Here is a 25,058-nt window from a genome sequence, read left to right as displayed (position 1 = left end):
AGGGCGCGAAGATCAGCTCGCGGCGGCGGTGCTGGGCCTGCCGGGGGCTGCAGGCATGCGCGCGAACTTCAGCACGATCCGGGTTCCCGAATGGGCGGGATCGCGCTCGACGATGGCGTCGAGTTTGGAGGCCATGGCTGCGACGATGCGCTGGCCCATGCCGGTGGAGCGCGGATCGGCCTTGACGTTGTCGCCGACGCCGTTGTCGGTGATCGACAGCAGGACATCCTCGCCCTGCGCGTGCAGCTCGACATGAATCGGGCCGGCGCGGTCGGGATAGGCGTATTTCACCGCGTTCATCACCAGCTCGTTGACGATGATGCCGACCGCGACCGCGCGGTCCGGATCGATCTCGATCGGCTCGGCCTTCAGCGTCAGGCGCGACATCCGGTTGCCTTCGGCCGAGCGGCGGAGATCCTCGAGCAGCGAGTCCAGATACTGGTTCAGGACCACGCTCTTCAGATCCTGCGAGGTGTAGAGGCGGCGGTGCACCTGCGCGACCGCGGCGACGCGGCCCATCGCGTTGGTCAGGGCCGCCTTGACCTCGTCCTGGGCGGCGGAGCTTGCCTGCAGGTGCAGCAGCGAAGCGATGATCTGGAGCGAGTTGCCGACGCGGTGGTTGACTTCGCGCAGCAGCATTTCGCGCTCGGCGGCGAGAGCTGCGTAGCGATCGCGCGAGGCGTGGATCTCGGCTTCGGCTTCCTCGCGCGCCCTCTGCAATTCGGCCTGGCGCAGCGCGCCTTCGGCGGCAACGTGGAGCAGTGGGATGAAATCGCCGGTGACGTCCTTGACCAGATAGTCGGCCGCGCCGGCCTTCAGCGCGGTGACCGCGATGCTGGAATCCTGCGAGGCCGTGACGAACACAACCGGAGGCGAGCCCGGGATCGCCATGATCTGCTCCAGCGTCTCCAGCCCGTCGAGGCCGGGCATGTACTGGTCGAGCGCCACCACGTCGATGACGCCGTCGATGCTGCCGTTGACGTTGCTTTGGGCACAGGCGCGGCGGATGCGCTCGAGGCCTTCCTCGCCGCTGGCGGCATGGACGACCCTGTAGCCGCGCCGCGTCAGGCCGCGATCGACCAGGCGCGCAAGCGCACTGTCGTCGTCGATGTAAAGCAAAGTTGGCGAGCGCTGGTTCATGGGGCGGCGGGCGGGACCTGGATGACCGAGAAGAACAGACCAAGCTGCCGGATGGCATTGGCGAAATTCTCGTAGTTGACGGGCTTGGTGATGTAGACGTTGCAGCCGAGCTCGTAGCAACGCTTGATTTCCTGGGAATCGTCGGTGGTGGTCAGCACCACCACGGGCGAAGCCTTCAGATATTTGTTTTCCTTGATCTGCTTCAGGATGTCGATCCCGCTCATGTCGGGCAGGTTGAGGTCGAGCAGGATGAGCAGCGCGTTGCCCTTTTGCACGAGTCCGCTGCCGTCGGCGCCGAACAGATGCTGCATGGCGTCCGTGCCGTTGGGGAACGAGACGATCTCGTTGTTGACCCCCGAGCGGCGGATGTTGCGCTCGATCAGGCGGGCGTGGCCCTCGTCGTCCTCGATCATGATGATGGTGACAGGCTGGGTCATCGATCTGCGTTCCGGTTGTTCACATTCCAGGCAATCGGCAACGTGATGGTGAAGGTGCTGCCGGCGTTCAGTTCCGATGATACCGACATGGTGCCGCCAAGGCGACGCACAAGTGCACGCACATGAGCAAGACCGATGCCCTGCCCAGGCTTGTCCTGAGTTCCCGCCCGGCGGAACAGGTCGAAGATCCGCTGGTGATCCTTCGGGTCGATCCCGCGGCCGTTGTCGCTGATCTCGAAGATAGCGTAGCCGAGCTTGGTCCGCCCGCGAATTCTGATCTCGCCGGGCACGCCGGGCTTCAGATACTTGATCGCATTGTCGACCAGATTGGAGAAGATCTGTTCGAGTGCGAGGCGGTCGCTCACGACGTCGGGCAGGGGCTCGATGTGGACCTGGGCCTGGGCCTCGGCCGCCTGATGCGCCAGCGTCGAAACGATGGCCTCGATCAGTTCGCGCGTGTCGATCTTCACGGGCTGGAATTCGCGCCGGCCCTCGCGGGTGAGGTTGAGAATGGCCGAAATCAGCCGGTCCATCTTGGCGATCGACGTCTTGATGAACCTGAGCGCTTCGGAAACATCGTCCGAGAGCTGCTTGTCGGCGCCCTCGAGTGCGATCTCGCCCGGTCCGGCCGGCGCAAGGCTGGCTCCCTCCGCAGGGACGTGGGCGAGGCTGCTGATGCGGCGGAAGACATCGCCGCTGAGCTCTTCGAGCTCGCTGGTAAAGCCCATGATGTTGACGAGCGGCGAGCGCAGATCGTGGCTGACGATATAGGCAAAGCGCTGGATCTCGTCGTTGGCCTCGCGCAAATCGGCCGTGCGCTCGTCGACGATGGATTCGAGATTGGAATTGGCATCGCGCAGCCGCGCTTCAGCCTCGTCGCGGGCGCGGGCCGAGCGCCGCACCAGCCAGATCGAGATCAGCGCCAGCATCACGACGAGACCCGAGCCGATGCCGGTCATCGAGGCCGCGAATGTCTGGCTGCGGTCGGCGTTTTCCGTACGCTGCCGGAATAGCCGTTCCTCTTCCTGGATCATCGCCGAGGCGATTTTGGCGATCGTGGCTGTCGCGTCAGTGGAGGCAACCTCGCGGACAATTGCGGCGGCCTTCTCCGGCTGCCCCTGACCGATGAAACGCATTTCCTGCCCGAACTGCCCGAGCCGGGTCTCGATCGCCGCGCCGAGTTTCTCGATGCTTTCACGCTGCACCGGGTTGTCGCCGGTCAGGCGCCGGAGCCTGTCGAGGGCCGGCAGGATCGCCGCGATCGCCCTCTCATGGTCGGTCCTGAAAACCGCTTCTTGCGTCAGGACGTAGCCGCGCGCGGTACTTTCCGCACGCCGGATTTCCAAGAGCAGGGCATTGATCTGGTTTTCCGCCTCGATGGTGTGAACCACCCATCTGTTGTCATCTCTCGCCTTGTTGACGAGGTAAACGGAACCCACGCTGATGCCTGTCAGCACCAAAAGCCCCGCTGAGAACAGCAGGATCTGCCAAAATGTGCGCCGTCGTTGTGCGTCAACCGTCACGACGGGCCGCCTTGTCAGGCTCGGTCGAAATCAAAGTGCCCCCTGGGAACAAACCCCAAAAGCGGGAACGCGATGGGGGCCAAAGGGTTCCACGACGCAGAGGGATTTATCGCGGCGCGGGTTCCGTCTTGCCTGCGAGGTACTGTTCCAGCCAGTGGATGTGGTAGTCGCCGTTGATGATGTCGCCTTCCCGCACAAGGGCGCGGAACAGCGGCAGCGTGGTCTCGATGCCTTCGACGACCATCTCGTCCAGGGCCCGTCGCAACCGCATCAGGCATTCGGCGCGGGTCTTGCCGTGCACGATCAGCTTGCCGACCAGGGAATCGTAATAGGGCGGGATCGTGTAGCCCTGGTAGACTGCGGAATCGATGCGGACCCCGAGGCCGCCGGGCGGATGGTATTGCAATATGCGGCCGGGCGAGGGGCGGAAGGTCTGGGGATTCTCGGCGTTGATGCGGCACTCGATCGCATGGCCGATGACCTGGATCTCCTCCTGCCTTGCCGGCAAATCGCCGCCGGCAGCGATGCGGATCTGCTCCAGCACGAGGTCGATGTCGGTGATGCTCTCGGTGACGGGATGCTCGACCTGGATGCGGGTGTTCATCTCGATGAAGTAGAACTCGCCGTCCTCGTAGAGGAATTCGATGGTGCCGACGCCGAGATATTTCATGTCGCGCATCGCCTTGGCGCAGGTTTCGCCGATCTTGGCGCGCGCGGCGGCGGAAAGGACGGGCGAGGGGCCCTCTTCCCAGACCTTCTGGTGACGGCGTTGCAGCGAGCAGTCGCGCTCGCCGAGATGGATCGCGCCGCCGCGACCGTCGCCGAGAATCTGGATCTCGATGTGGCGCGGCTTCTGGAGATATTTTTCGAGATAGACGGAGGCATCGCCGAAGGCGGATTTGGCCTCGTTGGAAGCCGTCGACAGCGCCATCAGGAGGTCGGCTTCGCTGTGCGCCACCTTCATGCCGCGGCCACCGCCGCCTGCCGCCGCCTTCACCAGCACGGGGAAGCCGATTGTCCTGGCGATCGCCATCGCGTCGTCATCGGGGCCGACCGCACCGTCCGAGCCGGGCACCACGGGGATGCCGAGCTTCTTGGCGGTCTTCTTCGCCTCGATCTTGTCGCCCATCAGGCGGATGTGCTCGGCCTTGGGACCGATGAAATGCAGATTGTGTTCGCCGAGGATCTCCGCAAAGCGGGCGTTCTCGGACAGGAAGCCGTAACCGGGATGCACGGCATCGGCGCCCGTGATCTCGCAGGCCGCGAGCAGCGCGGGCACGTTGAGATAGCTGTCCTTGGACGCCGGCGGTCCGATGCAGACGCTCTCGTCCGACAGGCGCACATGCATGGCATCGGCGTCGGCGGTGGAGTGCACGGCGACGGTCGCGATGCCGAGCTCCTTGCAGGCCCTGAGGATGCGAAGGGCGATCTCGCCGCGATTGGCTATGAGGATCTTGTCGAACATGGTGCCTCAGGGGCGAATGGGGAATAGCGATTGGCGGGCAGGGAAGAGGAACTATTCGCTCCTCGCTGTTCGCCAGTCCCTCACTCAATGATGACGAGCGGCTCGCCGTACTCGACGGGCTGGCCGTCCTCGACCAGGATCTGCGTCACCGTGCCGGCGCGCGGCGAGGGGATCTGGTTCATGGTCTTCATGGCTTCGATGATCAGCAGCGTCTGTCCGACCGACACCTTGCTGCCGACCTCGATGAACGGCTTGGCACCGGGCTCCGGTGACCAATAGGCGGTGCCGACCATCGGCGAACTGACGGCGCCGGGATGCTTCGACAGGTCGGGGCCGGTGGCGGCGGGCGCGGCGGAGGCTGCGGGAAGTGCGGCGGCGGGAGCGGTCGTCATCTGCATCGGCATGGTCGCGGCAACGCTGACGTTGCGGGCGACGCGCAGGCGCAGGCCCGCCCGTTCGATCTCGATCTCGGTGAGACTGGTCTCATCGAGCAGCAGGGCGAGCTCGCGGACGAGCGCGGAATCCTCGCTGGAAAACTTTGCGGCTGCTTTGTCGTCTGGCTGGCGCGCCATGTTGTTTGATCCGAATGTTCTGTCTGATGAAGGGGGCTTCAGGCTTTGGGCTTGATGGCAAGCTTGGCGGCAAGGCCCTGGATGGCGAGGCGGTAGCCTTCGATGCCGAAACCGCAGAGCGAGGCGAAAGCCGCGCGCGCGGTGTAGGAGTGGTGACGAAAGCTCTCGCGGGCGTGGATGTTGGTCACATGCACTTCGACTGTCGGGATCTGCACCGCGAGCAGCGCGTCGTGCAGCGCGATCGAGGTGTGCGAATAGCCGCCGGCGTTGACGATGATGCCCTTCATCTTGCGGGCATGCGCCTCGTGGACGAAATCGATCAGCTCGCCCTCGCGATTGGACTGCCGGCAGTCGGCCTTGAGGCCGAAGGTTGCGGCCGTGTCCCGGCACAGCGCCTCGACGTCGGCCAGCGTGGCGTGGCCGTACTTCTCGGGCTCGCGCGTCCCCAACATATTGAGGTTCGGTCCGTTGAGAACGAGGATCGTATCGGTTGCTGGTTCGGCCATTCCTATCCCGGCAGGTGCTTCGGCGTGGCGGGGTTATAGGTAACAAAGCGGCCTAGGGGAAGCCTTGAAGGGCCTCCCAGGGGCCCTCAAGTACCTCATCCCCGGTGCAAAAACCTGTGCGGAAGCCACGGAAATTGCTTGTTAACCAGTTCTAATCGTGGCTGCCGGAGGGAGGCTCGCAGGGGAGGGCAACGTACAGACCAAAGGCCCCTGCCGATGTCTCGGCAAGGGCCCATTTGGGGTTCAGCGAGGCAGCTTAGCCTTCGATGATGTAGACGATTTCGCGCGTCTGCGGACGGACGATCACATACTGGCCGCGGACGTAGATCACTTCATAGCCACGCCACTGCGGATAGATCTCGACGATCCGGGGCGGCAGCGGATGGAAGTGGACCGATGCCGGAATCGCGGTGCCGACCGAGATGTTGAAGTTGACGTTGGTGGTCTCCTCGATCTTGGTCGACTTGATCGCCGTGGAGATTTCAGTCCGCTTCTCGGCGGGCGGCGCAGGCGCGGTGGCGGGCGCGTTACCCGTCGTGGTCTGAGACTTGCCGTCGGTGGCGGCCTTGCCGTCCGCGCCCTTGGTCTGGGCGTTCATGTTGCCGCTCTTGGTGTCCGTCTCGGTGCTCTTGGACTTGTCCGCCTGGGACTTGTCCATCGTGCTCTTCGACTTGTCCTGCGCACCCTGGGCGTGCTCGCCCTTCATCGCGCCGGCCTTGTCGTCAGCCGCGTTCTTGTTCATCGCGCCCGACTTTTCCATCCCGCCGGATTTCTCCATGGTGCCGGATTTTTCCATCGCGCCGGACGACTTCTCCTCGGCGGCTCCGCCGGGCTTCATGGCGCCGCCGGCCTGGCCGACCGTACCCTTCTCCCGGCTCATGGCGCCGCCGCGCTCTGCCGCGCCACCCGAAGGCTGCGCTTGCTGCGTCGGCTGTGCACCAGCCGCACCACCGGTGTCACCTTTCATACCCTGTGCGTTCGCCACACCGGCGCCCGCGACAAGTGCGGCGGCGGCAACCGAGATCATAAAGCGGTTCAACATGGAATTCTCCTCACGTGGTTCTTTGCGTCATTGCCCGCGCCGACAACGAAAGGGGATGTGAGTTGTTCCGGAACTTGGTCAGTTCCGCGGCATTTGTTTGTTGAACGCCAGATGAATGACCCTGCACGAAGCTGCCAAGCTTCGCGCGCAAGAAAAAGGCCGGCTTTTCAGCCGGCCTTGGTCAAATCGGGATCGCAAGTCGTGTGATCAGCAGGTCGCCTTGCCACAGCGGGCAATGCCGATCTTTTCCTTCAGGCCTTCGACGCCGACGGCGCCGATCACGATCTGCTTGCCGATGACGTAGCTCGGCGTGCCGTTCATGCCCATCGCTTCCGCGAGCTTGAAGTTCTCCTCGATGGTGGCGCGCACCTCGGGGCTGGCGAGATCCTTCTCGATCCTGGCGGTGTCGAGGCCGGCTTCCTTGGCGGCCTGAAGCGCGCGCGCCTTGTCGGCGGCGCCGCGGCCGCCGAGCAGCTTCTGGTGGAAATCGAGATATTTCTTGCCGGAGGGGTCCTGCATGCGCACGGCAACCGCGACCTGCGCCGCCTCGACCGAGCCCTGGCTCAGCACCGGAAACTCCTTCAGCACCACCTTCAGCTTCGGATCGCTCTTCATCAGGGTGAGCATGTCGTCCATCGCGCGCTTGCAGTAGCCGCAATTGTAATCGAAGAACTCGACGAAGGTGACGTCGCCGTCCTTGTTGCCGAGCACGACCTGGCGCGGCGAGTTGAAGATCGCGTCTGCATTCTGCGCGACGCTGGCCTCGTGCTTCTGCGTCTCGGCCGCGGCCTGACGCTTGCTGAGCTCAGCCATCGCCTCTTCGAGCACCTCGGGATGGCTGACGAGATAGTTCTTGATGATCTTCTCGATATCGGTGCGCTGGCCATCGGAGAAACTATCGGCCGACGCGGGCGCGGCCGCGCCGAACAAAGCGAGCGCAAACAGCGCGGGTGCAAGCAGGCGCAGCGAAGGCATGGTCAAATCCTCTTATCCAAAGCAGGTTTCGGAATACGTCCCGGCGGACTTAAGCTCGGTGTCGTGACGTCGTGGGTTCGGGCGTCGTTCGAGTTCGTCAGTTGCGTGCCGGCTTCGCCGCCACGATGTCGTCGGCCTTGACCCATCCGGGCGTGCCGACGGCGAAACGGGTTTTCGCGCGCGTGGCGAGCTCGCGGGCGGTCTTGTTGTCGCCGCGCAGGTAAGCGGCTTGCGCCGAGGCGAGATCCGCTTCGGCATAGTCGCCCTTCCGGCCATAGGCCATCGCGAGCTGGGTATAGCCGAGCACCGCCTCGGGTTCTCGGGCTACCGCACCGCGGAGAATCCGAACGGCGTCGTCGGTGTAGGCCTTATTATCGGTTCCAACCAGAGCCTGCCCAAGTAACATCTCGATGAGGGGGGCGTTGTTGGAAAGCTGTGCGGCCTTACGCAGCGGAGCGATCGCCTCGGCCGGCTTGCCGCTTTCTAACAGGGCCTGGCCGCGGACCTCGTAGAAGTACGGATTGTTGGGCTGCACCTGGATCAGCGCGTCGATCTGGGATAGCGCGCTGCGCAAATCGCCGTGCAGATAGGTGCTGATGGCGCGGGCATAGCGTGCCGGCATGCTGTCGTTGGTCTGGGGATAGCGGCGGTACACAGTTTCCGGCCGCTCCATGAACGCGGAGATCTTGGCGCGAACCATGTCGTGGCGGAGCTGCAGCGCGGGATCGTCCTTCTTGTTCCAATACGGGCTGGAGCTGGCGAACTCCTGAAGCGCGGCGACGCGCTCGGCCGGCATCGGATGCGACTGGAGATAGGGATCGGCGCCGCGCGAGGCGAACAGGCTCTCGCTGGTGAAGCGCTTGAAGGTCTCGTACATACCCTTCGGCGATTGCTGGGTCGCGGTCAGGAATTTCACGCCGGCTCGGTCGGCGTTCTCCTCCTGCTGGCGCTGGTAGGACAATAGCGTCCGGCGGATCACCTCCTGCGGAGCGGAGATCGCGGCGGCACCGGCGTTGGCGAGCCCGTTGTTGCCGGCGCTGCTGCGCTGGGTGCTGCCCGCAGCGATCGCGCCGGCGCCGAGCAGCATCGCGATGATCATCTGGGTCTGGGCGGCGGCGAGTTGCTCGCGCAGCTTGGACAAATGGCCACCGGCCAGATGCCCGGTCTCGTGCGCGAGCACGCCGATGATCTGGTTCGGCGTCTCCGATTGAAGGAGCGCGCCGTAATTGACGAAGATGCGGCGGCCGTCCGCGACGAACGCGTTGAACGAGCCGTCGTTGATGATCACCATCTGGATGTTCTGCTTCTCCAGACCCGCGGCGCGCAGGATCGGGCGCGTGTATTCGCGCAGCAGCTGCTCGGTCTCGGTGTCGCGCAGGACCGGCGGCCCCTTCTGCTGCGCCCGCGCCGCCGGGAGCGGCAGCAGCGTGATCGCCACAGCCGTGACGAGGGCGGTGAGGGCGGAGGCCTTCTTGCGCAATGCGATCTGGAACGACATCAAACGGTCTTGGTCAAACGGTCTGGACAGCAGTTTCGTGATTGGTTTTGGCGATTGGCGGCGGACCGGATACGCGATATGCCCTTACGAGCGTTACCCTTATGAGCCGTACAATGCGGCCAGTCTGGGGCGCAAGCGCCCCGTTTTCCGGGCCGGACGCACCGGTCCGCCAGCGAAATAGCAGAAATCGATGCACGATGCGACATTGAGGACCCGGTTGGGGCAGTGGCTCGAGCCCTCCCGCCGCAGCGATGTTCCCCCGTTCATGGTGATGGACGTCATGGCCGCGGCGGCTCGAATCGAGGCCGCCGGGGGGCATGTCATTCATATGGAGGTCGGCCAGCCCGCGGCCGGCGCGCCCGGCACCGCGATTGCGGCTGCCCACGCTGCGCTGGAGGCGGGGCGGATCGACTATACGTCCGCCCTCGGTATTCCCAGCCTGCGGCAGCGCATCGCGCGCCATTATCGCGATGCCTATGGCTGCGACGTCAACCCTGACCGGATCGTGGTGACCACCGGCTCCTCCGGCGGGTTCATCCTGGCCTTCCTGTCGATGTTCGAGCCCGGCGACCGGGTCGCCGTGACGGTGCCGGGCTATCCGCCTTATCGCCATATCCTCACCGCGCTAGGCTGCGAGCCGGTGCTGATCGAGACCACCAACGAGACGCGCCATGCGCTCACCGGCGAGACGTTGCTCGCGGCGCATCGCAAGGCGCCGCTGAAGGGTGTGCTGGTCGGCAGCCCCGCCAATCCGACGGGGACTATGATGTCGCGCGAAGCGCTCGCCAGCCTGATGGCGGCCGCCGAAGACGCCGGCATCCGTTTCATCTCCGACGAGATCTATCACGGGCTCGATTATGCCTTTCCGGCAGTCACCGCAGCGGCGCTCTCCGAGCACGCACTCGTGATCAACTCGTTCTCGAAGTATTTTTGCATGACCGGCTGGCGCGTCGGTTGGATGGTCGTGCCTGACATCCTGGTGCGGCCGATCGAGCGGCTGCAGCAGAACCTCTCGATCTCGGTACCGTCGCTCTCACAGATTGCCGCCGAAGCCGCCTTCGACGGCGCAGCCGAGATGGAGGCGATCAAGCACGGCTACCAGGAAAACCGGCGGATTTTGAGCGAGGGTTTGCCGAAAGCCGGCCTCACCAGGTTCCTGCCGGCCGATGGTGCATTTTATCTCTATGCCGACGTTTCGGACTTCACCTCCGACAGTTTCGAATTCGCCAAGCAGATGCTCGAACAGGCCCGCGTCGCGGCCACGCCAGGGCTCGATTTCGATCCCGTTCATGGCCGCTCCTTCATTCGTCTTTCTTATGCGCGCTCGCCCGGAGAGATGCGCGAAGCAGTTGACCGGATCGCTCACTGGCTTAAATAGCCGCCAGTTTTCGACCAATTCCGGAGTTCAACTTGTCTGACCGATCTGCCTCGACCCCTGCCACGCCGCATTTTCCTCTCGCCGCTTTGATGTGGCCGACCCGACCGGGCGAAACCGTTGGCGCGCTGCGTGCCGTCGTTCTGGTTGCGCTCGGCACCTCCTTGATGGCGCTGTCAGCCAAGGTCAACCTGCCGCTGCCTTATGTACCCATGACGTTGCAGACGCTGGTCGTGCTGATGATCGGCGCTGCCTATGGCTGGCGTCTTGGCAGCGCAACCATGGTCGCCTACCTCGTGGAAGGCGCGCTCGGGGCGCCGGTGTTTGCCGGCCCGGTCGGTGGAATTGCGCCGCTGGTCGGACCGACCGCGGGCTATCTCCTCGGCTTCATTGCGGCCGCTTTCGTGACCGGCTGGCTCGCCGAACGTGGTTGGGATCGCAGCGTGACGCTGCTGTTCGCAGCGATGGCTGTCGGCCATATCGTCATTCTGGCGGCCGGCTTCGGCTGGCTGGCGTTCGGCCTCGGGCTGGGCGCTGAGAAGGCCTTTCAGGTCGGCATCGTGCCGTTCGTCGCGGCCTCGCTGGTGAAGAATGCGCTTGGCGCAACGTTGATGCCGGCGGCGCGCAGGCTGATCGATCGCCGCCGGTAAAACGCGCAAGCGCGGGCAGTTCCGATTGACAGGGCCGGCCAAGTTGATCTTGGCTGGCCCAGTGTTTTGAGGGGGAGTGAAACGATGACGACGACAACCATGACGGGGGCGCCTCCCGCGCCGCCCGTCGCCAAGCCGTGGTACAAGGTTCTCTACGTCCAGGTGCTGATCGCCATCGTGCTCGGCGCCATCGTCGGTTGGCTCTGGCCGCAGGTCGCCACCAACGAATGGATCAAGGCGCTCGGCGACGGCTTCATCAAGCTGATCAAGATGGTGATCGCGCCGATCATCTTCTGCACCGTCGTCTCCGGCATTGCCCACATCCAGGACGCCAAGAAGGTCGGCCGCATCGGCGTCAAGGCGCTGGTTTATTTCGAGGTCGTCTCGACCTTCGCGCTGGTCATCGGTCTCCTCGTCGGCAATCTCGCCAAGCCGGGCGCGGGCTTCGGCAATGCGGCGGCAAACGAGGCGGCCGTTGCAAATTACGCCAAGCAGGCCGCCGGGCAGAAGTCCGTCGACTTCGTGCTGCACATCATTCCGGACACCGTGGTCGGCGCCTTCGCGCAAGGCGAGATCCTCCAGGTATTGCTGTTTTCGGTGCTGTTCGGCTTCGCGATCATGAGCCTTGGCGAGCGCGGCCACACCATCCGCAGCTTCATCGATGACGCCGCCCATGCCGTGTTCGGCGTCATCTCCATCGTGATGCGCGCGGCGCCGATCGGTGCGTTCGGTGCGATGGCCTATACGATCGGCAAGTTCGGCACCGGCGCCATCCTCAATCTGGTCGGGCTGATCGCCACCTTCTACCTCACTGCGGCGCTGTTCGTCTTCGTCGTTCTCGGCATCATCGCGCGCCTGGCCGGGTTCTCGATCTTCAAGTTCCTGGCCTACATCAAGGACGAATTGCTGATCGTGCTCGGCACTTCGTCCTCGGAAAGCGCGCTGCCGTCCCTGATGGAGAAGCTGGAGCGGCTCGGCTGCTCCAAGTCGGTGGTCGGCCTCGTGGTGCCCACGGGGTATTCGTTCAACCTCGACGGCACCAACATCTACATGACGCTGGCGACGCTCTTCATCGCGCAGGCGCTCGGCTACGATCTCAGCTTCAGCCAGCAATTGACCATCCTGGTCGTGGCGATGTTGACCTCGAAGGGCGCCTCCGGCATCACCGGTGCGGGCTTCATCACGCTGGCGGCGACGCTGGCCGTGGTCGATCCGCGCCTCGTGCCGGGCATGGCGATCGTGCTCGGCATCGACAAGTTCATGAGCGAGTGCCGCGCCCTGACCAACCTGTGCGGCAACGGCGTCGCCTGCGTGATCGTCGCCTGGTGGGAGGGTGAGCTCGACCGCGACAAGCTCAACGCCAACCTCTCCAGGCAGATCGATCCGACCGACATGGAGACGGCGATCACGACGGACTGATCTGGATCTGACAACGCGAGCCGCGTTGTCAGACCTCGAAGTAATGGGGCTGGTCGAGATCCTCGATCAGCCCTTTTTCCTTGGGCGCCCAGCCGAGCGCAGCCCGCGTCTTCGCGCTCGAGGTCGGAACGTCGACGGCCGCAAACCGCGCCAACCAGCCGAAATGAGATTCGGCCTCGTCGGGAGATTTCGCGACCACGGGCACGCCAAGCCTCTTGCCGATCACCTCCGCGATCACCTTGAACGGCACGCCTTCCTCGGCGATGGCGTGATAGCGGCGAGCGGATGCGCCTTGCTCGAGCGCGAGGCGATAGACCCGCGCGGCATCGAGGCGATGGGCGGCCGGCCAGCGGTTCATGCCGTCGCCGATATAGGCTGCAGCTCCTTTCCCCCGGGCAATCGCAATCAGGCGCGGGACGAAGCCGTGGTCGCCCTCGCCATGGGTCGTGGGCGGCAGCCGCACGATGCCGGCGCGGATGCCGCGGTCGGCGAGCTCTTCGGCGGTCGCTTCCGACACGCGCGGAAAGTGGCGTGCCGCCGCATCGTCCTCGGTCGCGAGCCGTCCGGGCGCGAGCAGCGCGACGCCCGAGGTGACGATCAGCGGACGCTCGGAGCCTTTCAGCTCGTCGCCCAGCGCGAGGATCGCACGGCGGTCGAGTTCGCAATTCTCGGCGAATTTCGAGAAGTCGTGGTTGAATACGAGGTGAAGCACGCCGTCGGAGGCGGCCGCGCCGCTGCGCAAGGAGGCGTGATCCTCCAGCGAGCCGTGATGGACCTCCGCGCCCATCACCGTGAGGGCGGCGGCACCGGCATCGGTCCGGGCGAGGCCGGCGACGCGGTGCCCGGCGGCGATCAGGTCGGCAACGACGGCGGAGCCGACGAAGCCGGTGGCGCCGGTGACGAAGACACGCATGAGCAATCTCCAGGAATTGGCAGGTAGGGGTTGGTGGAGACGACCATCCGCGTTACAAATATCCTGGTAAAGTAGTGACCTTATCAGGGTATAATAGCTAACAGCATGAGCGAGACCGCCGCCGCCGAGAACCTGCTCGGGGCCTATCTCCGGGATCGCCGCACCAGGCTCGATGCCGCCGCGTTCGGCCTTGCCGGCAGTCGCAGGCGCACGCCCGGCTTGCGTCGCGAGGAAGTGGCGCAGCGCGCCAACATCAGTCCGACCTGGTACACGTGGCTGGAGCAGGGCCGGGGCGGAGCGCCGTCGGCCGATGTGCTCGACCGCATCGCCCGCGCGTTGATGCTGACCGATGTTGAGCGCGAGCATTTGTTCCTGATCGGCCTCGGCCGCCCGCCCGAGGTGCGTTACCAGGCCAGCGAAGGCGTTTCCCCGCGGCTGCAGCGCGTGCTCGACGCGCTCGCATTCAGCCCGGCGCTGGTGCGGACCGCGACCTGGGACGTCGTCGCCTGGAATCGTGCCGCAACCGCCGTGCTGACGGACTACGGCGCGATCCCGCCGGGACAGCGCAATATCCTGCGCTTCATCTTCTGCGATCCGCGCGTGCGCGCCGCGCAATATGATTGGGACAGCGTGGCCCGCTTCGTCGTGGCCGCGTTCCGGGCGGATGCCGCGCGCGCGGGCGCGGTCTCGCATGTCGCCGATTTCGTCGATGAGCTGTGCCGCACCAGTCCGGAATTCGCCGCGCTCTGGCGCGACAACGACGTGCGCCATCACGGCGACGGCACCAAGCGGCTGCGCCACCCGGTTCACGGCATGATGTCGTTCGAATTTTCGAGCTTCAACGTCGAGGGCCGCTCCGATCTCAGCATGATCGTCTACAACCCGGCGACGTCCGAAGACGCCGAGCGCATCAGAAAGCTGCTCGCCGGGCGAACAGGTTGACGGAAGCAGGCAGCTTGCCCGAAGGGCCTAGAACCGCCCCGGCCTGTACGGCGTCGGATCGATCGCAGGCGTCTCGCCGCTCATCATGTCCGCGAGCAGGCGCCCCGTCGCCGGTCCGAGGGTGAAGCCCTGGTGGCCGTGGCCGAAATTCATCCAGAGGCCCGGATGACGCGGCGCTTGCCCGAGCACCGGCAGCATGTCGGGCGTGCAGGGGCGGGTGCCGAACCACGGATCCGGCTCGACGCGCTTGCCGAGGTCGATCAGCTCGCGTGCGGAGCTTTCCGCGCTGGCGAGCTGCACGGGCGTCGCGAGAGCCTCAGGGCTCGTCAGCTCGGCTCCCGTGGTGATGCGAATGCCCTTGGCCATCGGCCCCATGGCATAGCCGCCGGACTTGTCGATCAGCGGCAGGTCGAGCGAAGCGCCGCCGCTGTAGTGCATGTGGTAGCCGCGCTTGCGCACCAGGGGGATGCGGTAGCCGAATTTGTGGAGGAGATCGGGCGACCACGGCCCGAGGGTCACGACGGCGTGGGCGGCGTCAAGGCGCCCCTGGTCGGTATCGACCGACCAGCCGGTCGCGGTCTGCCGCAGCGACTGTGCATCGCCGAGCACGATGGTGCCGCCGCGGCGCTCGAACAGCTCGGCATAGGCCGTGACCAGCGCGCCGGGATCGGACACCGTCCAGGTGTCGAGCCAATGGATCGCGCCGGGGAGATCGTCGCGCAGGACCGGCTCTGCCTTGGCAAGCTCGCTGCCCGAGAGCACGCGAAAATTCACGCCGAACTCGCGCTGGTCTTGTTCGGCGTCCCTGATCGAATGCTCAAGGGCGGCAGCATCACGATACAGCGCGCGATAGCCGGCGCGGCGGATGAGATTGTCGGCATGGGCTTCGCGAATGAGGATGTCGTGCTCGCTCGTCGCGTAGGCGATCAGCCGCGCCCATGCCTCGATAGCCTCGCGATGGCGCTTCGGCGCCGAATGCCACCAGTAACGGAGCAGGGGCTCGATATGGAGATGAAGCGACGACAGGCTGTAGCGCACGTCGTTGGTGCGGCCGGTCGCGATCTTCAGGAGCGAGGCAAGGTCGCGCGGCATCGGATAGGGGCGGACCGCTTCGGCCTGGATCATCCCGGCGTTGCCGTAGCTGGTCTCGCGGCCCGGCTCCCTGCGGTCGACGAGCGTGACGGTCCAGCCGCGCTGCTGGAGGTGCAGCGCCGCGCTCACGCCGATCATGCCGCCGCCGAGAACGATTGCGCTTTGCATTGAAACTGACCTCGCCAAATCAAAAAACGCCCGGCTTGACCCGGGCGTTTTCTCTTGAGTGTTCGGTTTTATTCGCCGCCGCCGAAGCGGCGCGACCACCAGCCGGCGCGGCGTGGCGCGGCCGGCGTTTCGCCTGCCGGTTCCGGCGCGGGCTCAGCTGCCGGCGGAGTGGCCGGCTCAGGCGCCTGCGCAACCGGGGCTGCCGGCTCGCTCGGGCTGCTCGACATGAAGCTCACCTTTTCCCGGACCGTGGAGCGGCGCCGCGCGGCCTTGTCGTCGGCGGGCTCCTCTTCTGCGGCAACGGGCTCCGGCTGGGCCGGTGCCACCTCGGTCTGAACCTCGGCGCGCGGCTCAGGCTGTGAGACCTCAGGCTCGGCGGTGTGCTCGGCTTGGGCGATCGAGGGCGCAGCCTCGCTGCCGAAGCCGTCGAAATCGGCGACTGCGTCGGACGCTTCCGGCGGCTGACTGGTACCGAGTTCGTCGCTGATGGAGCCTGCGAGACCCTCCTCGCCACTACCACGCCGACGGCGTCCGCCCCGGCGACCGCGTCGGCGGCGGCGGTCAGCGCTGCCCTGCTGCTCGCCGCGGGCCGCCTGCTCCTCGCCCTCTTCGCCATCCTGCTCGGATTCGGCATCCTCTTCGCCTTCGCCGGCCGCGACAGCCGGCTCGGGAAGGGTGGCAGGGCTATCCTCACGCAACTCGCCGTCGCGCTGGCCACCACGGCCGCGCCGGCGGCGCCGCCGCTTGCCACGGCGCTGGCCGTCCTGTTCGGAACCTGCCTCGCCCGCGGCCTGCTCCTCGGTGAGACCTTCGGTCTCCTCGGTCTCGACTTCGGATTCGGTCTCGATGTCGAAGCCGTCCTCGTCGTCGAAGGCTTCTTCCGCCAGCGGGGGCGGGCTTGCGGCCGCCTGCGCCACCAGCAAAGCCTTGGCGGCTTCCAGCGTGTGGACCTGCTCGCCGCGGTCGATGAGATAGGCCTGCGGTCCGCTGACGCTTGCGTCGGCGATGACCGACAGCGTCACCTTGAAGCCGTTCTCGAGATCGCGCAGATGGCCGCGCTTGTGGTTCAGCACATAGAGCGCGACGTCGGTGCGGGTGCGGACCACCAGATTGTGGGTCGCGCCCTTCATCAGGATCTCTTCGAGGCCGCGCAGCAGCTGCAGCGCCACCGAAGACACCGAACGGACATGGCCGGTGCCGCCGCAATGCGGGCACGGATCGGTCGAGCTCTCGAGCACGCTGGCGCGGATGCGCTGGCGCGACATCTCGAGCAGGCCGAAATGCGAGATGCGGCCGACCTGGATGCGCGCGCGGTCCTGCCGCAGGCAATCCGACAGCTTGCGCTCGACAGCACGGTTGTTGCGCTTCTCGTCCATGTCGATGAAATCGATGACGATCAGGCCGGCGAGGTCGCGCAGACGAAGCTGGCGGGCGACCTCTTCGGACGCTTCCAGATTGGTCTTGAGCGCGGTGTCCTCGATATGGTGCTCGCGGGTCGAGCGGCCGGAGTTGACGTCGATCGAGACCAGCGCCTCGGTCTGGTTGATCACGATGTAGCCGCCGGAGCGCAGCTGCACAGTCGGCGAGAACATCGCGTCGAGCTGGCTTTCGACGCCCATCCGCGAGAACAGCGGCTGGCCGTCGCGATACTGCTTCACCGCGCTGACATTGGCGGGCATCAGCATCTTCATGAAGTCGCGGGCTTCGCGGTAGCCGGCTTCACCGGCAACCGAGATCTCGTCGATCTCCTTGTTGTAGAGGTCGCGCAGCGAGCGCTTGATCAGCGAGCCTTCCTCGTAGACGAGGGTCGGGGCCTGCGACTTCAGCGTCAGGTCGCGCACCGTCTCCCACATCCGGATCAGATATTCGAAGTCGCGCTTGATCTCGGGCTTGGTGCGGGCGGCGCCGGCGGTGCGCAGGATGATGCCCATGCCTTCCGGCACGTCCAGATCCTGCACCACTTCCTTCAGGCGCGAGCGGTCCTGGGCGCTGGTGATCTTGCGGCTGATGCCGCCGCCGCGGGCGGTGTTCGGCATCAATACGGCATAGCGGCCGGCGAGCGAGAGGTAGGTGGTCAGCGCTGCGCCCTTGTTGCCGCGCTCTTCCTTGACAACCTGCACCAGCATCACCTGGCGGCGCTTGATGACTTCCTGGATCTTGTACTGGCGGCGGGGGCGGAAGGTGCGCTCCGGCACTTCCTCCAGCACGTCGTCGCCGCCGACGGATTCAACGACTTCCTCTTCGGCTTCCTCGTCGTCCTCGTCCTCATCCTCATCCTCATCGTCTTCGCCGGTCGTTTCCAAAGCCTCGGCATGCGGGGCCTCGCCGTAGACGGCGTCGGCCGGCTCAGTTGAAGCGGTCACGGCCTCGGCGAGATCCTCGGCGTGCGTTTCGTGGGAATCGGAGGCGTGAGCCTCGAAGGTCCGGGCCTCCTGCGGTTCGGCAGCAACCACGGGCTCGGCGCCGACGGCCGCGACCGGCGCGGGGGTCTCATCGGCATGATGATGCTCGTGATGATCGTGAACATGGTCATGATCATGCGCGTGATCGTCGCCATGGGCATGATGATGGTCGTGCGCGTGTTCTTCGTGGTCATGATCGTGGTGATCATGATCGCCATGTTCGTGGTCGTGATGATCGTGCTCGCCCTGATGCTCCGCATCGGCGTGCAGATGCTCGCCTTCGTGCGACGCGCCTTCGGCGAGCAGGGCCTCGCCCTCGACCGGCTGGGCCGCCGTGGCATCGGTGCCTTCAACGACGTCGCTGCGGACGCGTTCGCCATGACTGCGTCGGCGGGAGTTGCGGTGGCGCGAGCGGCGGCGGCCGTGGGAGCGGTTCTCGCTCTCTTCCTCGGCCTCGCGATGGGCCTGTTCCTCGGCCTCGATCAGCGCCTGCCGGTCTGCGACCGGGATCTGATAATAGTCTGGATGGATTTCGCTGAAGGCGAGGAAGCCGTGGCGGTTGCCGCCATATTCGACGAAGGCGGCCTGGAGCGAGGGTTCGACCCTTGTGACCTTGGCGAGGTAGATATTCCCGCGCAGTTGCTTGCGTTGCGCGGTCTCGAAATCAAACTCTTCGACGCGATTGCCGCGGACCACGACGACCCGGGTCTCCTCCGGGTGGGTGGCATCGATCAACATCTTGTTGGGCATGGCTTAACTCTTGGCGGCGGCGGGCGCTTTTCACCGTGGGCGCGAGCTGCGCTGCCGGGTGACGCGACGGTCCACCTGATTCGGGGGTGAGGGGAAGGCCGAAACGCCGTCTCTCGCGCCTTGCCGAACCGGAAGCTTCAGGACCAAGGCGGCGCGCGGGATTTTCACTCCGCAGCGTCGCGAATGATCCTTCAGAATTGGTCGGCACAGTCTGGCGCATCAAGCGTCGGCCCGTATGAAACACTGGGCGGTGAGGCCGCCCTTCAATCAGTTGCTGCTGGCCAGGCATGGCGCGAGCGCGCTCGCCTTGGGGTCACGAACCGCTCCCCTGGGATCAAGGGACCGGGTAATGGGTTACGTCGCTGTCAGAACCGTCCCGGAAACGCGAGTGGTACACCAGGACCGTCCGCCACCTGCGCTTGACCCGCTCCACCTCGCTGCCGCGCACCGCGCTGGTCTTAGAGGGGAACGGAAAAACGCTGGAATTCCCAAATCTTGAGAGTTCCGGCGCTGCACCGGGAGGCTGAATGCGACACAACCGGAAATATCGGCCGTCAGCATTCCGTACATACTTGGAATGAGCCATCGGTGCAAGGGAGCGTCGCATGGCGGTCACAGTCAGCGAGTTTCGCGTTTCCGTCATTAAGGATCGATTAACCCTGTGGTTCTATTGCGTTAAGAGGGCTGCTCGGAGGCACGGAATCGGTGGCGAGCCGCACAAATCAACGGGTTTTGCTGGGATGCGCTCTGCTGTGCGCCGCAGCGTTGCCGTGTGCTGATTCCTCGCGCCTGAGTGCCGCGGAAAGCAAGCCGCAACCCATTGTTGCGGTAGCGAATTTTCCAACCGCCTCCGCCGCCCGGCTGGCCGGCGATGGCAAGCAGACACGCTTCATTCTCGACCTCGATCAGACCGTCACCTTCCGCGCCGTCACGCTCGCCGACCCATACCGGGTCGTCGTTGACGTGCCGCAGGTGAATTTTCAGCTGCCCGCGGGGGCAGGGGGCGCAGGGCGCGGACTGGTCAAGGCCTTCCGCTACGGGCTCGTCATGCCCGGCGGCTCGCGAATCGTGTTCGACCTGACCGGACCGGCCCGGATCGCCAATTCCTACGTGCTGGAGGCGGCTAATGGTCAGCCGGCCAGGCTCGTGCTGGAGCTGGAGGAGGTCGACCGGACCGCCTTCGTGCAGTCGCTCGCACCCGAGAACCGCCCCGAACTGCGTCCGACGATCGCGGAAGCGCAGCCAGCAACGGCTCCCGCGACGGCAGCCCCGGACACGGCGCAGCAGAAGGCCGACGGCCGCCCGGTGGTCGTGATCGATCCCGGCCATGGCGGCATCGACAACGGCACGCAGTCGAGCGGCGAGAGCGAGAAGAACCTTGTGCTGGCCTTCGGTCTGGCGCTCCGCGACAGGCTGGAAAAGGCCGGCAAATACCGTGTGGTCATGACGCGGGACGACGACACCTTCATTCCCCTCAATGACCGGCCCAAGGTCGCCCGCAATCTGAAGGCGGCCTTATTCGTCTCCATTCATGCCGATGCGCTGCCTCGCGCCGAGGGCGATGCGCAGGGCGCGACCATCTATACGCTGTCCGACAAGGCGTCCGACGCCGAGGCGCAGCGGCTGGCGGACGCTGAAAACCGGGCGGATGCGATCGCCGGCTTCAACCTCGCCGAGGAGCCGACCGACGTCGCCGATATCCTGATCGACCTCACCCAGCGGGAAACCCGCACCTTTTCAAACCGTTTTGCGCGCCTTCTGATGGGCGAGATGAAGTCGACGGTGCGGATGCACAAGCATCCCCTGAAGTCGGCGGGCTTTCGGGTGCTGAAAGCGCCGGATGTGCCCTCGGTGCTGGTCGAGATCGGCTACGTCTCAAATAAAGGTGACCTCGAGCATTTGGTTTCGGAGGGCTGGCGGTCTCGTGCCGTGGGCTCGATGGCGCAGGCCATCGACGGGTTCCTGACCAAACGGATGGCCACGGCGGGATCGTCAAATTGACGACCCGGGGATCATCAAATTGACGACCCGGGGATCGCCAAATTGACGACGAACCGGGGATCGTCAAACTGACGACCTCGGGATCGCCCAATGGGGCGACCCTGGGGTCTTCGATCTGAAAGGGTTTTCCAGTCCCGCCGCAAAAGCCCTAGTTTGGCCACAGCGGGCGCTTTATAAAAATCCCGCAGGGGGTTCCGGAATCGGCGAGAATCCTTGTTCGGCAGGCGTCTTAAGTCCGGTACTGATGGTATTGCGTTAGCCGGTGAATTCGCGACGTGAGATTGGCGCCTGTTTGGGGTGCCAGTTTTTTGGTCCGATGGGCTGATACTGGTCTGATCCAGAGTTTGAACGGATAAACACATAATGCGCTTGCTGGTGCGGTTCATGGGCTTCCTGTTCGCCGCGGGAACGGTGGTGTTCCTTGTCGGTGTCGGGGCCGTGGCAGGCTTGATCTGGCATTTCTCCAAGGACTTGCCCGACTACTCTCAGCTTCAGGATTACGAGCCGCCGGTAATGACCCGCGTGCACGCGGTCGATGGCTCGCTGCTGGGCGAATATGCCAAGGAGCGGCGGCTGTACCTGCCGATCCAAGCCGTCCCCAAGCTCGTGATCAACGCGTTCCTGGCAGCCGAAGACAAGAATTTCTACGAGCATGGCGGCATCGACTACACCGGCATGGCGCGCGCCGGCGTGGCCTACATCCAGAACTACGGCTCCAACCGCCGTCCGCAGGGCGCCTCCACCATCACCCAGCAGGTCGCCAAGAACTTCCTGCTGACCAACGAGGTCTCCTTCGCCCGCAAGATCAAGGAAGCCTTGCTCGCGATGCGGATCGAGAAAACCTACTCGAAGGACAAGATCCTCGAGCTGTATCTGAACGAAATCTATCTCGGCCTCGGCGCCTACGGCATCGCGGCCGCTTCGCTGGTCTATTTCGACAAGTCGGTGAACGAGCTGACGGTGGCGGAAGCGTCCTATCTGGCCGCGCTGCCGAAGATGCCGGCGACGCTGCATCCGGTGCGCAACCGTGACCGCGCCATCGAGCGCCGCAATTACGTCATCGACCGGCTGGTGGAGAACGGCTGGATCAAGCAGGCCGACGCCGACAAGGCCCGCAAGGAGCCGCTGGCCGTCACCAACCGGTCCAACGGCGCCCACACCTTCGCCGGCGAATATTTCGCCGAGGAAGTCCGCCGCGACATCTTCGAGCGCTATGGCGAGAAGAAGCTGTATGAGGGCGGTCTTTCCGTCCGCACCACGCTCGATCCGAAGATCCAGGTCATGGCGCGCAAGGCCATGGTCACCGGCCTCGTGAACTATGACGAGCAGCAGGGCTATCGCGGCGCCATGAGCAAGCTCGATATTTCGGGCGATTGGGGCGTGAAGCTCGCCGAGATCAAATCGCTCTCCGACATCTCGCCATGGCGCATGGCGGTGGTGCTGGAGACCAGCGACCAGTCTGCCCGCATCGGTTTCCAGCCGAGCCGCGAGCTCGGAGGCGCCGTCAGCAAGCAGCGTGAGACCGGCCTCATCACGGCCGACGGCGTGCGCTGGGCGCGGGCCGTACAGGGCGGAGCCAAAGGCAAGACGCCGACGGCGGTGTCGCAGGTGCTGCAGCCCGGCGACGTGATCTATGCCGATCCGCTCTACAAGGACGGCCAGCCGGTCGAGGGCCAGTACCGGTTGCGCCAGATCCCCGAAGTGTCCGGCGCGATGGTGGCGATGGATCCCTGGACCGGCCGCGTGCTCGCGATGGTCGGCGGCTTCTCGTTCGACCAGAGCCAGTTCAACCGCGCCACGCAGGCCTATCGGCAGCCGGGCTCGTCGTTCAAGCCGATCGTCTATTCGGCCGCGCTCGATAACGGCTATACGCCCTCGACTGTCGTGCTCGACGCACCCATCGAAATCGACCAGGGGCAGGGCGCCGGCGTATGGCGGCCGGAAAACTTCTCCTCGGGCAAGTTCCAGGGACCTGTGACGCTGCGCAACGCGCTGCGGCAGTCGCTCAACACCGTGACGGTGCGGCTGGCGCAGGACATCGGCATGCCCTTGATCGGCGAATATGCCCGCCGTTTCGGTGTCTATGACGAACTGCCGAACTATCTCTCCTACGCGCTGGGCGCCGGCGAGACGACGGCGATGCGCATGGTCACGGCCTATTCGATGCTCGCCAATGGCGGCCGCCGTGTGAAGCCGACGCTGATCGATCGCATCCAGGACCGCTACGGCCACACCATCTTCAAGCATGACCAGCGCGAATGCCGCGGCTGCGACGCGCCGGGCGGCTGGAAGAACCAGGCCGAGCCGCAGCTGATCGACCGCCGCGAGCAGGTGCTGGATTCCATGACCGCCTATCAGATCACCGAGCTGATGGAAGGTGTGGTTCAGGCCGGCACCGCGACCGTGGTCAAGGCGGTTGGCAAGCCGATCGCCGGCAAGACCGGCACCACCAACGAGGCCAAGGACGCCTGGTTCGTCGGCTTCTCGCCTGACGTCGCCGTCGCCATCTATATGGGCTACGACAAGCCGCGCCCGCTCGGCAAAGGCAACGCCGCGACCGGCGGCCATCTCGCGGCTCCTATCGCGCGGGACTTCCTCCAGCTCGCGCTCGCCGACAAGCCCGCCGTTCCGTTCAAGGTCCCGGCCGGCATCAAGCTGGTTCGCGTCGTCGCCAAGACCGGCATGCGCGCCGGCCCCGGCGAAACCGGCGGAACCATCCTCGAAGCCTTCAAGCCGGGCACGGCGCCGCCGGACAATTATTCGGTCATCGGCGTGGCCGACGCCGACGGGCGCGGCGGCATGCCGGCCTCGCAGCAGCAGCAGCCGGACTCCGGCTTCCTCATGCGGCCGGGCACGGGTGGGCTGTGGTAGCGGATAACGCCTGATACAGGCGAGGCGGGCGGTTGCGCTTTGGCGCTGCCGCCGTTACATCCCCACCAAGCGCGATGTTCATCGCGCTTTGGATTTGCTTTGCTCATGATCTTTCGGGAAGCCGCTTCGCACTTCCCCGGATCATGCGCGCGACGCGGATCAATTCCGCGAGACCAGAGAACGACATGCGCGCCGAAATCGAACGGTTGGTAGAAGAGATCAAGCAGTCAGTCGGGCTGCTGAGGAGGCATCTTTGACGTCGAGAAATCGACGGCGCGCCTCGCTGAGCTGAACAAGCTCGCAGAAGATCCCAACCTCTGGAACGACCCCCAGAAGGCCCAGAAGCTGATGCAGGAGCGGACCTCGCTCGAGGATTCGCTTGGCGGTATCGGCAAGGTCGAGCAGGAGCTCGAAGACGACATCGGCATGATCGAACTCGGCGAGGCCGAGGGCGATGCCGGGGTCGTCGCTGAGGCCGAAGCCGCGTTGAAGAATCTCAAGAAGGAAGTGGCGCGGCGCGAGCTCGAGGCGCTGCTGTCGGGCGAGGCGGATCGGTTCGATTCCTACCTCGAAGTCCATGCCGGCGCCGGCGGCACCGAGAGCCAGGACTGGGCCCAGATGCTGCTGCGCATGTACACGCGCTGGGCCGAGACCCACGGCTTCAAGGTCGAGTTCCTCGAAGAGTCCGAGGGCGAAGAGGCCGGCATCAAGTCCGCGACCATCCAGGTGTCCGGCCACAACGCCTATGGCTGGCTGAAGACCGAAGCGGGCGTGCATCGCCTGGTGCGCATCTCGCCGTTCGATTCCAACGCGCGACGGCACACGTCTTTCTCCAGCGTGCAGGTGTTCCCGGTCATCGACGACAGCATCAAGATCGACATCAAGGAATCCGATGTCCGCGTCGACACCATGCGCTCGGGCGGCGCCGGCGGCCAGCACGTCAACAAGACCGAATCCGCGGTGCGCCTGACGCACATTCCCACCGGCGTTGCCGTGGTCTGCCAGGCCGGCCGCTCCCAGCACAAGAACAAGGCGCAGGCCTGGGACATGCTGCGTGCGCGTCTCTATGAAATCGAGCTGAAGAAGCGCGAGGAGAAGGCCGCCGCCGACCAGGCCGCCAAGACCGATATCGGCTGGGGCCACCAGATCCGCTCCTACGTGCTGCAGCCCTACCAGATGGTGAAGGATCTGCGCACGGGGGTGCAGACCTCCGACACTTCGGGCGTGCTCAACGGCGAGCTCGATGACTTCATGGCCGCCACGCTGGCTCAGCGCGCCTTCGGCACAACCGGCGCCGACATCGAGGACGTCGATTAG

At 65.2% G+C, this 25,058-nt stretch carries 20 protein-coding genes; 8 read left to right on the top strand and 12 right to left on the bottom strand.

Annotated elements, in window-relative coordinates:
- Positions 1 to 12: 12 nt before the first annotated feature.
- The 9 genes from C7G42_RS21285 to C7G42_RS21245 all read right to left on the bottom strand — a co-directional run bounded on the left by C7G42_RS21285 (position 13) and on the right by C7G42_RS21245 (position 9,158).
- The gene (locus tag C7G42_RS21285; RefSeq protein WP_106950903.1) at positions 13 to 1,140 is read right to left on the bottom strand and encodes a sensor histidine kinase; all 1,128 of its coding nucleotides are present in this window, start codon (positions 1,138 to 1,140) and stop codon (positions 13 to 15) included.
- Entirely contained in the window at positions 1,137 to 1,577 is a 441-nt protein-coding gene (locus C7G42_RS21280) for a response regulator (protein WP_106950902.1), read from the bottom strand. The genes C7G42_RS21285 and C7G42_RS21280 overlap by 4 nt, the downstream gene beginning before the upstream one ends.
- Positions 1,574 to 3,100: a sensor histidine kinase gene (locus tag C7G42_RS21275; protein ID WP_106950901.1), complete on the bottom strand. Its 1,527-nt coding sequence runs from the start codon at positions 3,098 to 3,100 to the stop codon at positions 1,574 to 1,576. Before C7G42_RS21275 ends, C7G42_RS21280 begins: the two co-directional genes overlap by 4 nt.
- A 106-nt stretch (positions 3,101 to 3,206) precedes the next feature.
- Entirely contained in the window at positions 3,207 to 4,565 is a 1,359-nt protein-coding gene (gene accC, locus C7G42_RS21270) for an acetyl-CoA carboxylase biotin carboxylase subunit (RefSeq protein WP_106950900.1), read from the bottom strand.
- Positions 4,566 to 4,645: 80 nt separating this feature from the next.
- Complete coding sequence (gene accB, locus C7G42_RS21265; RefSeq protein WP_106950899.1) at positions 4,646 to 5,137, bottom strand: acetyl-CoA carboxylase biotin carboxyl carrier protein; 492 nt, start codon at positions 5,135 to 5,137, stop codon at positions 4,646 to 4,648.
- Positions 5,138 to 5,175: 38 nt separating this feature from the next.
- A complete protein-coding gene (aroQ, locus tag C7G42_RS21260) occupies positions 5,176 to 5,643 on the bottom strand; it encodes a type II 3-dehydroquinate dehydratase (RefSeq protein ID WP_106950898.1) in 468 nt (155 codons plus the stop codon).
- 256 nt (positions 5,644 to 5,899) lie between these two features.
- Entirely contained in the window at positions 5,900 to 6,685 is a 786-nt protein-coding gene (locus C7G42_RS21255) for a DUF1236 domain-containing protein (protein ID WP_106950897.1), read from the bottom strand.
- A gap of 207 nt (positions 6,686 to 6,892) precedes the next feature.
- Entirely contained in the window at positions 6,893 to 7,660 is a 768-nt protein-coding gene (locus C7G42_RS21250; RefSeq protein WP_106950896.1) for a DsbA family protein, read from the bottom strand.
- Between the two features lie 97 nt (positions 7,661 to 7,757).
- Positions 7,758 to 9,158 carry a M48 family metalloprotease gene (locus tag C7G42_RS21245; RefSeq protein ID WP_106950895.1) on the bottom strand — a complete coding sequence of 467 codons (1,401 nt, stop codon included), beginning with the start codon at positions 9,156 to 9,158 and terminating at the stop codon, positions 7,758 to 7,760.
- Positions 9,159 to 9,348: 190 nt separating this feature from the next.
- On the opposite strand from C7G42_RS21245, the gene C7G42_RS21240 reads away from it, so the two are divergent.
- The 3 genes from C7G42_RS21240 (at position 9,349) to C7G42_RS21230 (ending at position 12,602) form a co-directional block, all read left to right on the top strand.
- Positions 9,349 to 10,536, top strand: a complete 1,188-nt coding sequence (locus C7G42_RS21240) for a pyridoxal phosphate-dependent aminotransferase (protein WP_106950894.1) — start codon at positions 9,349 to 9,351, stop codon at positions 10,534 to 10,536.
- Positions 10,537 to 10,625: 89 nt separating this feature from the next.
- Complete coding sequence (locus C7G42_RS21235) at positions 10,626 to 11,183, top strand: biotin transporter BioY (protein WP_106950893.1); 558 nt, start codon at positions 10,626 to 10,628, stop codon at positions 11,181 to 11,183.
- An 84-nt stretch (positions 11,184 to 11,267) separates the two neighbouring features.
- On the top strand, positions 11,268 to 12,602 hold the full coding sequence (locus tag C7G42_RS21230; RefSeq protein WP_106950892.1) for a dicarboxylate/amino acid:cation symporter: 1,335 nt from the start codon (positions 11,268 to 11,270) through the stop codon (positions 12,600 to 12,602).
- A gap of 28 nt (positions 12,603 to 12,630) precedes the next feature.
- On the opposite strand, the gene C7G42_RS21225 is transcribed toward C7G42_RS21230, so the two are convergent.
- Positions 12,631 to 13,515 (bottom strand): SDR family oxidoreductase, encoded by an 885-nt coding sequence (locus tag C7G42_RS21225; protein ID WP_106950891.1) that lies wholly within the window; start codon positions 13,513 to 13,515, stop codon positions 12,631 to 12,633.
- Between the two features lie 105 nt (positions 13,516 to 13,620).
- Here C7G42_RS21225 and C7G42_RS21220 point away from each other — a divergent pair, with 105 nt between their 5' ends.
- Entirely contained in the window at positions 13,621 to 14,457 is an 837-nt protein-coding gene (locus tag C7G42_RS21220) for a helix-turn-helix transcriptional regulator (RefSeq protein ID WP_106950890.1), read from the top strand.
- A 27-nt stretch (positions 14,458 to 14,484) separates the two neighbouring features.
- On the opposite strand, the gene C7G42_RS21215 is transcribed toward C7G42_RS21220, so the two are convergent.
- Both C7G42_RS21215 and C7G42_RS21210 read right to left on the bottom strand, forming a co-directional pair.
- Entirely contained in the window at positions 14,485 to 15,717 is a 1,233-nt protein-coding gene (locus C7G42_RS21215; protein WP_106950889.1) for an NAD(P)/FAD-dependent oxidoreductase, read from the bottom strand.
- Positions 15,718 to 15,785: 68 nt separating this feature from the next.
- Positions 15,786 to 18,080: a ribonuclease E/G gene (locus tag C7G42_RS21210; RefSeq protein WP_283809855.1), complete on the bottom strand. Its 2,295-nt coding sequence runs from the start codon at positions 18,078 to 18,080 to the stop codon at positions 15,786 to 15,788.
- 45 nt (positions 18,081 to 18,125) lie between these two features.
- On the opposite strand from C7G42_RS21210, the gene C7G42_RS36145 reads away from it, so the two are divergent.
- The 4 genes from C7G42_RS36145 to prfB all read left to right on the top strand — a co-directional run bounded on the left by C7G42_RS36145 (position 18,126) and on the right by prfB (position 25,058).
- Entirely contained in the window at positions 18,126 to 18,959 is an 834-nt protein-coding gene (locus tag C7G42_RS36145) for a hypothetical protein (protein ID WP_283809854.1), read from the top strand.
- 615 nt (positions 18,960 to 19,574) lie between these two features.
- Positions 19,575 to 20,870 carry an N-acetylmuramoyl-L-alanine amidase gene (locus tag C7G42_RS21205; RefSeq protein ID WP_106950887.1) on the top strand — a complete coding sequence of 432 codons (1,296 nt, stop codon included), beginning with the start codon at positions 19,575 to 19,577 and terminating at the stop codon, positions 20,868 to 20,870.
- Positions 20,871 to 21,233: 363 nt separating this feature from the next.
- Positions 21,234 to 23,741, top strand: coding sequence for a penicillin-binding protein 1A (locus C7G42_RS21200; RefSeq protein WP_106950886.1), 2,508 nt, complete (start codon positions 21,234 to 21,236; stop codon positions 23,739 to 23,741).
- Between the two features lie 185 nt (positions 23,742 to 23,926).
- Positions 23,927 to 25,058, top strand: a protein-coding gene (prfB, locus tag C7G42_RS21195) for a peptide chain release factor 2 (RefSeq protein ID WP_106951075.1) whose coding sequence is annotated in 2 segments (ribosomal slippage) — positions 23,927 to 23,995 and positions 23,997 to 25,058 — 1,131 coding nt in all. Because the reading frame shifts where the segments join, the coding sequence is not laid out codon by codon here.

Origin of the sequence: Bradyrhizobium sp. MOS003 (assembly GCF_003020125.1) — a bacterium.
Classification (GTDB): domain Bacteria; phylum Pseudomonadota; class Alphaproteobacteria; order Rhizobiales; family Xanthobacteraceae; genus Bradyrhizobium.
Note: the sequence above shows the minus strand (reverse complement) of the source record. Positions and strands in the feature narration are given on the sequence as shown.

Excerpts from the sequence above, each read along its gene's own strand:
- C7G42_RS21285 (WP_106950903.1), bottom strand. The coding sequence starts at position 1,140 with ATGAACCAGCGCTCGCCAACTTTGCTTTACATCGACGACGACAGTGCG.
- C7G42_RS21280 (WP_106950902.1), bottom strand. The coding sequence starts at position 1,577 with ATGACCCAGCCTGTCACCATCATCATGATCGAGGACGACGAGGGCCAC.
- accC (WP_106950900.1), bottom strand. The coding sequence starts at position 4,565 with ATGTTCGACAAGATCCTCATAGCCAATCGCGGCGAGATCGCCCTTCGC.
- accB (WP_106950899.1), bottom strand. The coding sequence starts at position 5,137 with ATGGCGCGCCAGCCAGACGACAAAGCAGCCGCAAAGTTTTCCAGCGAG.
- aroQ (WP_106950898.1), bottom strand. The coding sequence starts at position 5,643 with ATGGCCGAACCAGCAACCGATACGATCCTCGTTCTCAACGGACCGAAC.
- C7G42_RS21255 (WP_106950897.1), bottom strand. The coding sequence starts at position 6,685 with ATGTTGAACCGCTTTATGATCTCGGTTGCCGCCGCCGCACTTGTCGCG.
- C7G42_RS21250 (WP_106950896.1), bottom strand. The coding sequence starts at position 7,660 with ATGCCTTCGCTGCGCCTGCTTGCACCCGCGCTGTTTGCGCTCGCTTTG.
- C7G42_RS21245 (WP_106950895.1), bottom strand. The coding sequence starts at position 9,158 with ATGTCGTTCCAGATCGCATTGCGCAAGAAGGCCTCCGCCCTCACCGCC.
- C7G42_RS21240 (WP_106950894.1), top strand. The coding sequence starts at position 9,349 with ATGCACGATGCGACATTGAGGACCCGGTTGGGGCAGTGGCTCGAGCCC.
- C7G42_RS21235 (WP_106950893.1), top strand. The coding sequence starts at position 10,626 with ATGTGGCCGACCCGACCGGGCGAAACCGTTGGCGCGCTGCGTGCCGTC.
- C7G42_RS21230 (WP_106950892.1), top strand. The coding sequence starts at position 11,268 with ATGACGACGACAACCATGACGGGGGCGCCTCCCGCGCCGCCCGTCGCC.
- C7G42_RS21225 (WP_106950891.1), bottom strand. The coding sequence starts at position 13,515 with ATGCGTGTCTTCGTCACCGGCGCCACCGGCTTCGTCGGCTCCGCCGTC.
- C7G42_RS21220 (WP_106950890.1), top strand. The coding sequence starts at position 13,621 with ATGAGCGAGACCGCCGCCGCCGAGAACCTGCTCGGGGCCTATCTCCGG.
- C7G42_RS21215 (WP_106950889.1), bottom strand. The coding sequence starts at position 15,717 with ATGCAAAGCGCAATCGTTCTCGGCGGCGGCATGATCGGCGTGAGCGCG.
- C7G42_RS21200 (WP_106950886.1), top strand. The coding sequence starts at position 21,234 with ATGCGCTTGCTGGTGCGGTTCATGGGCTTCCTGTTCGCCGCGGGAACG.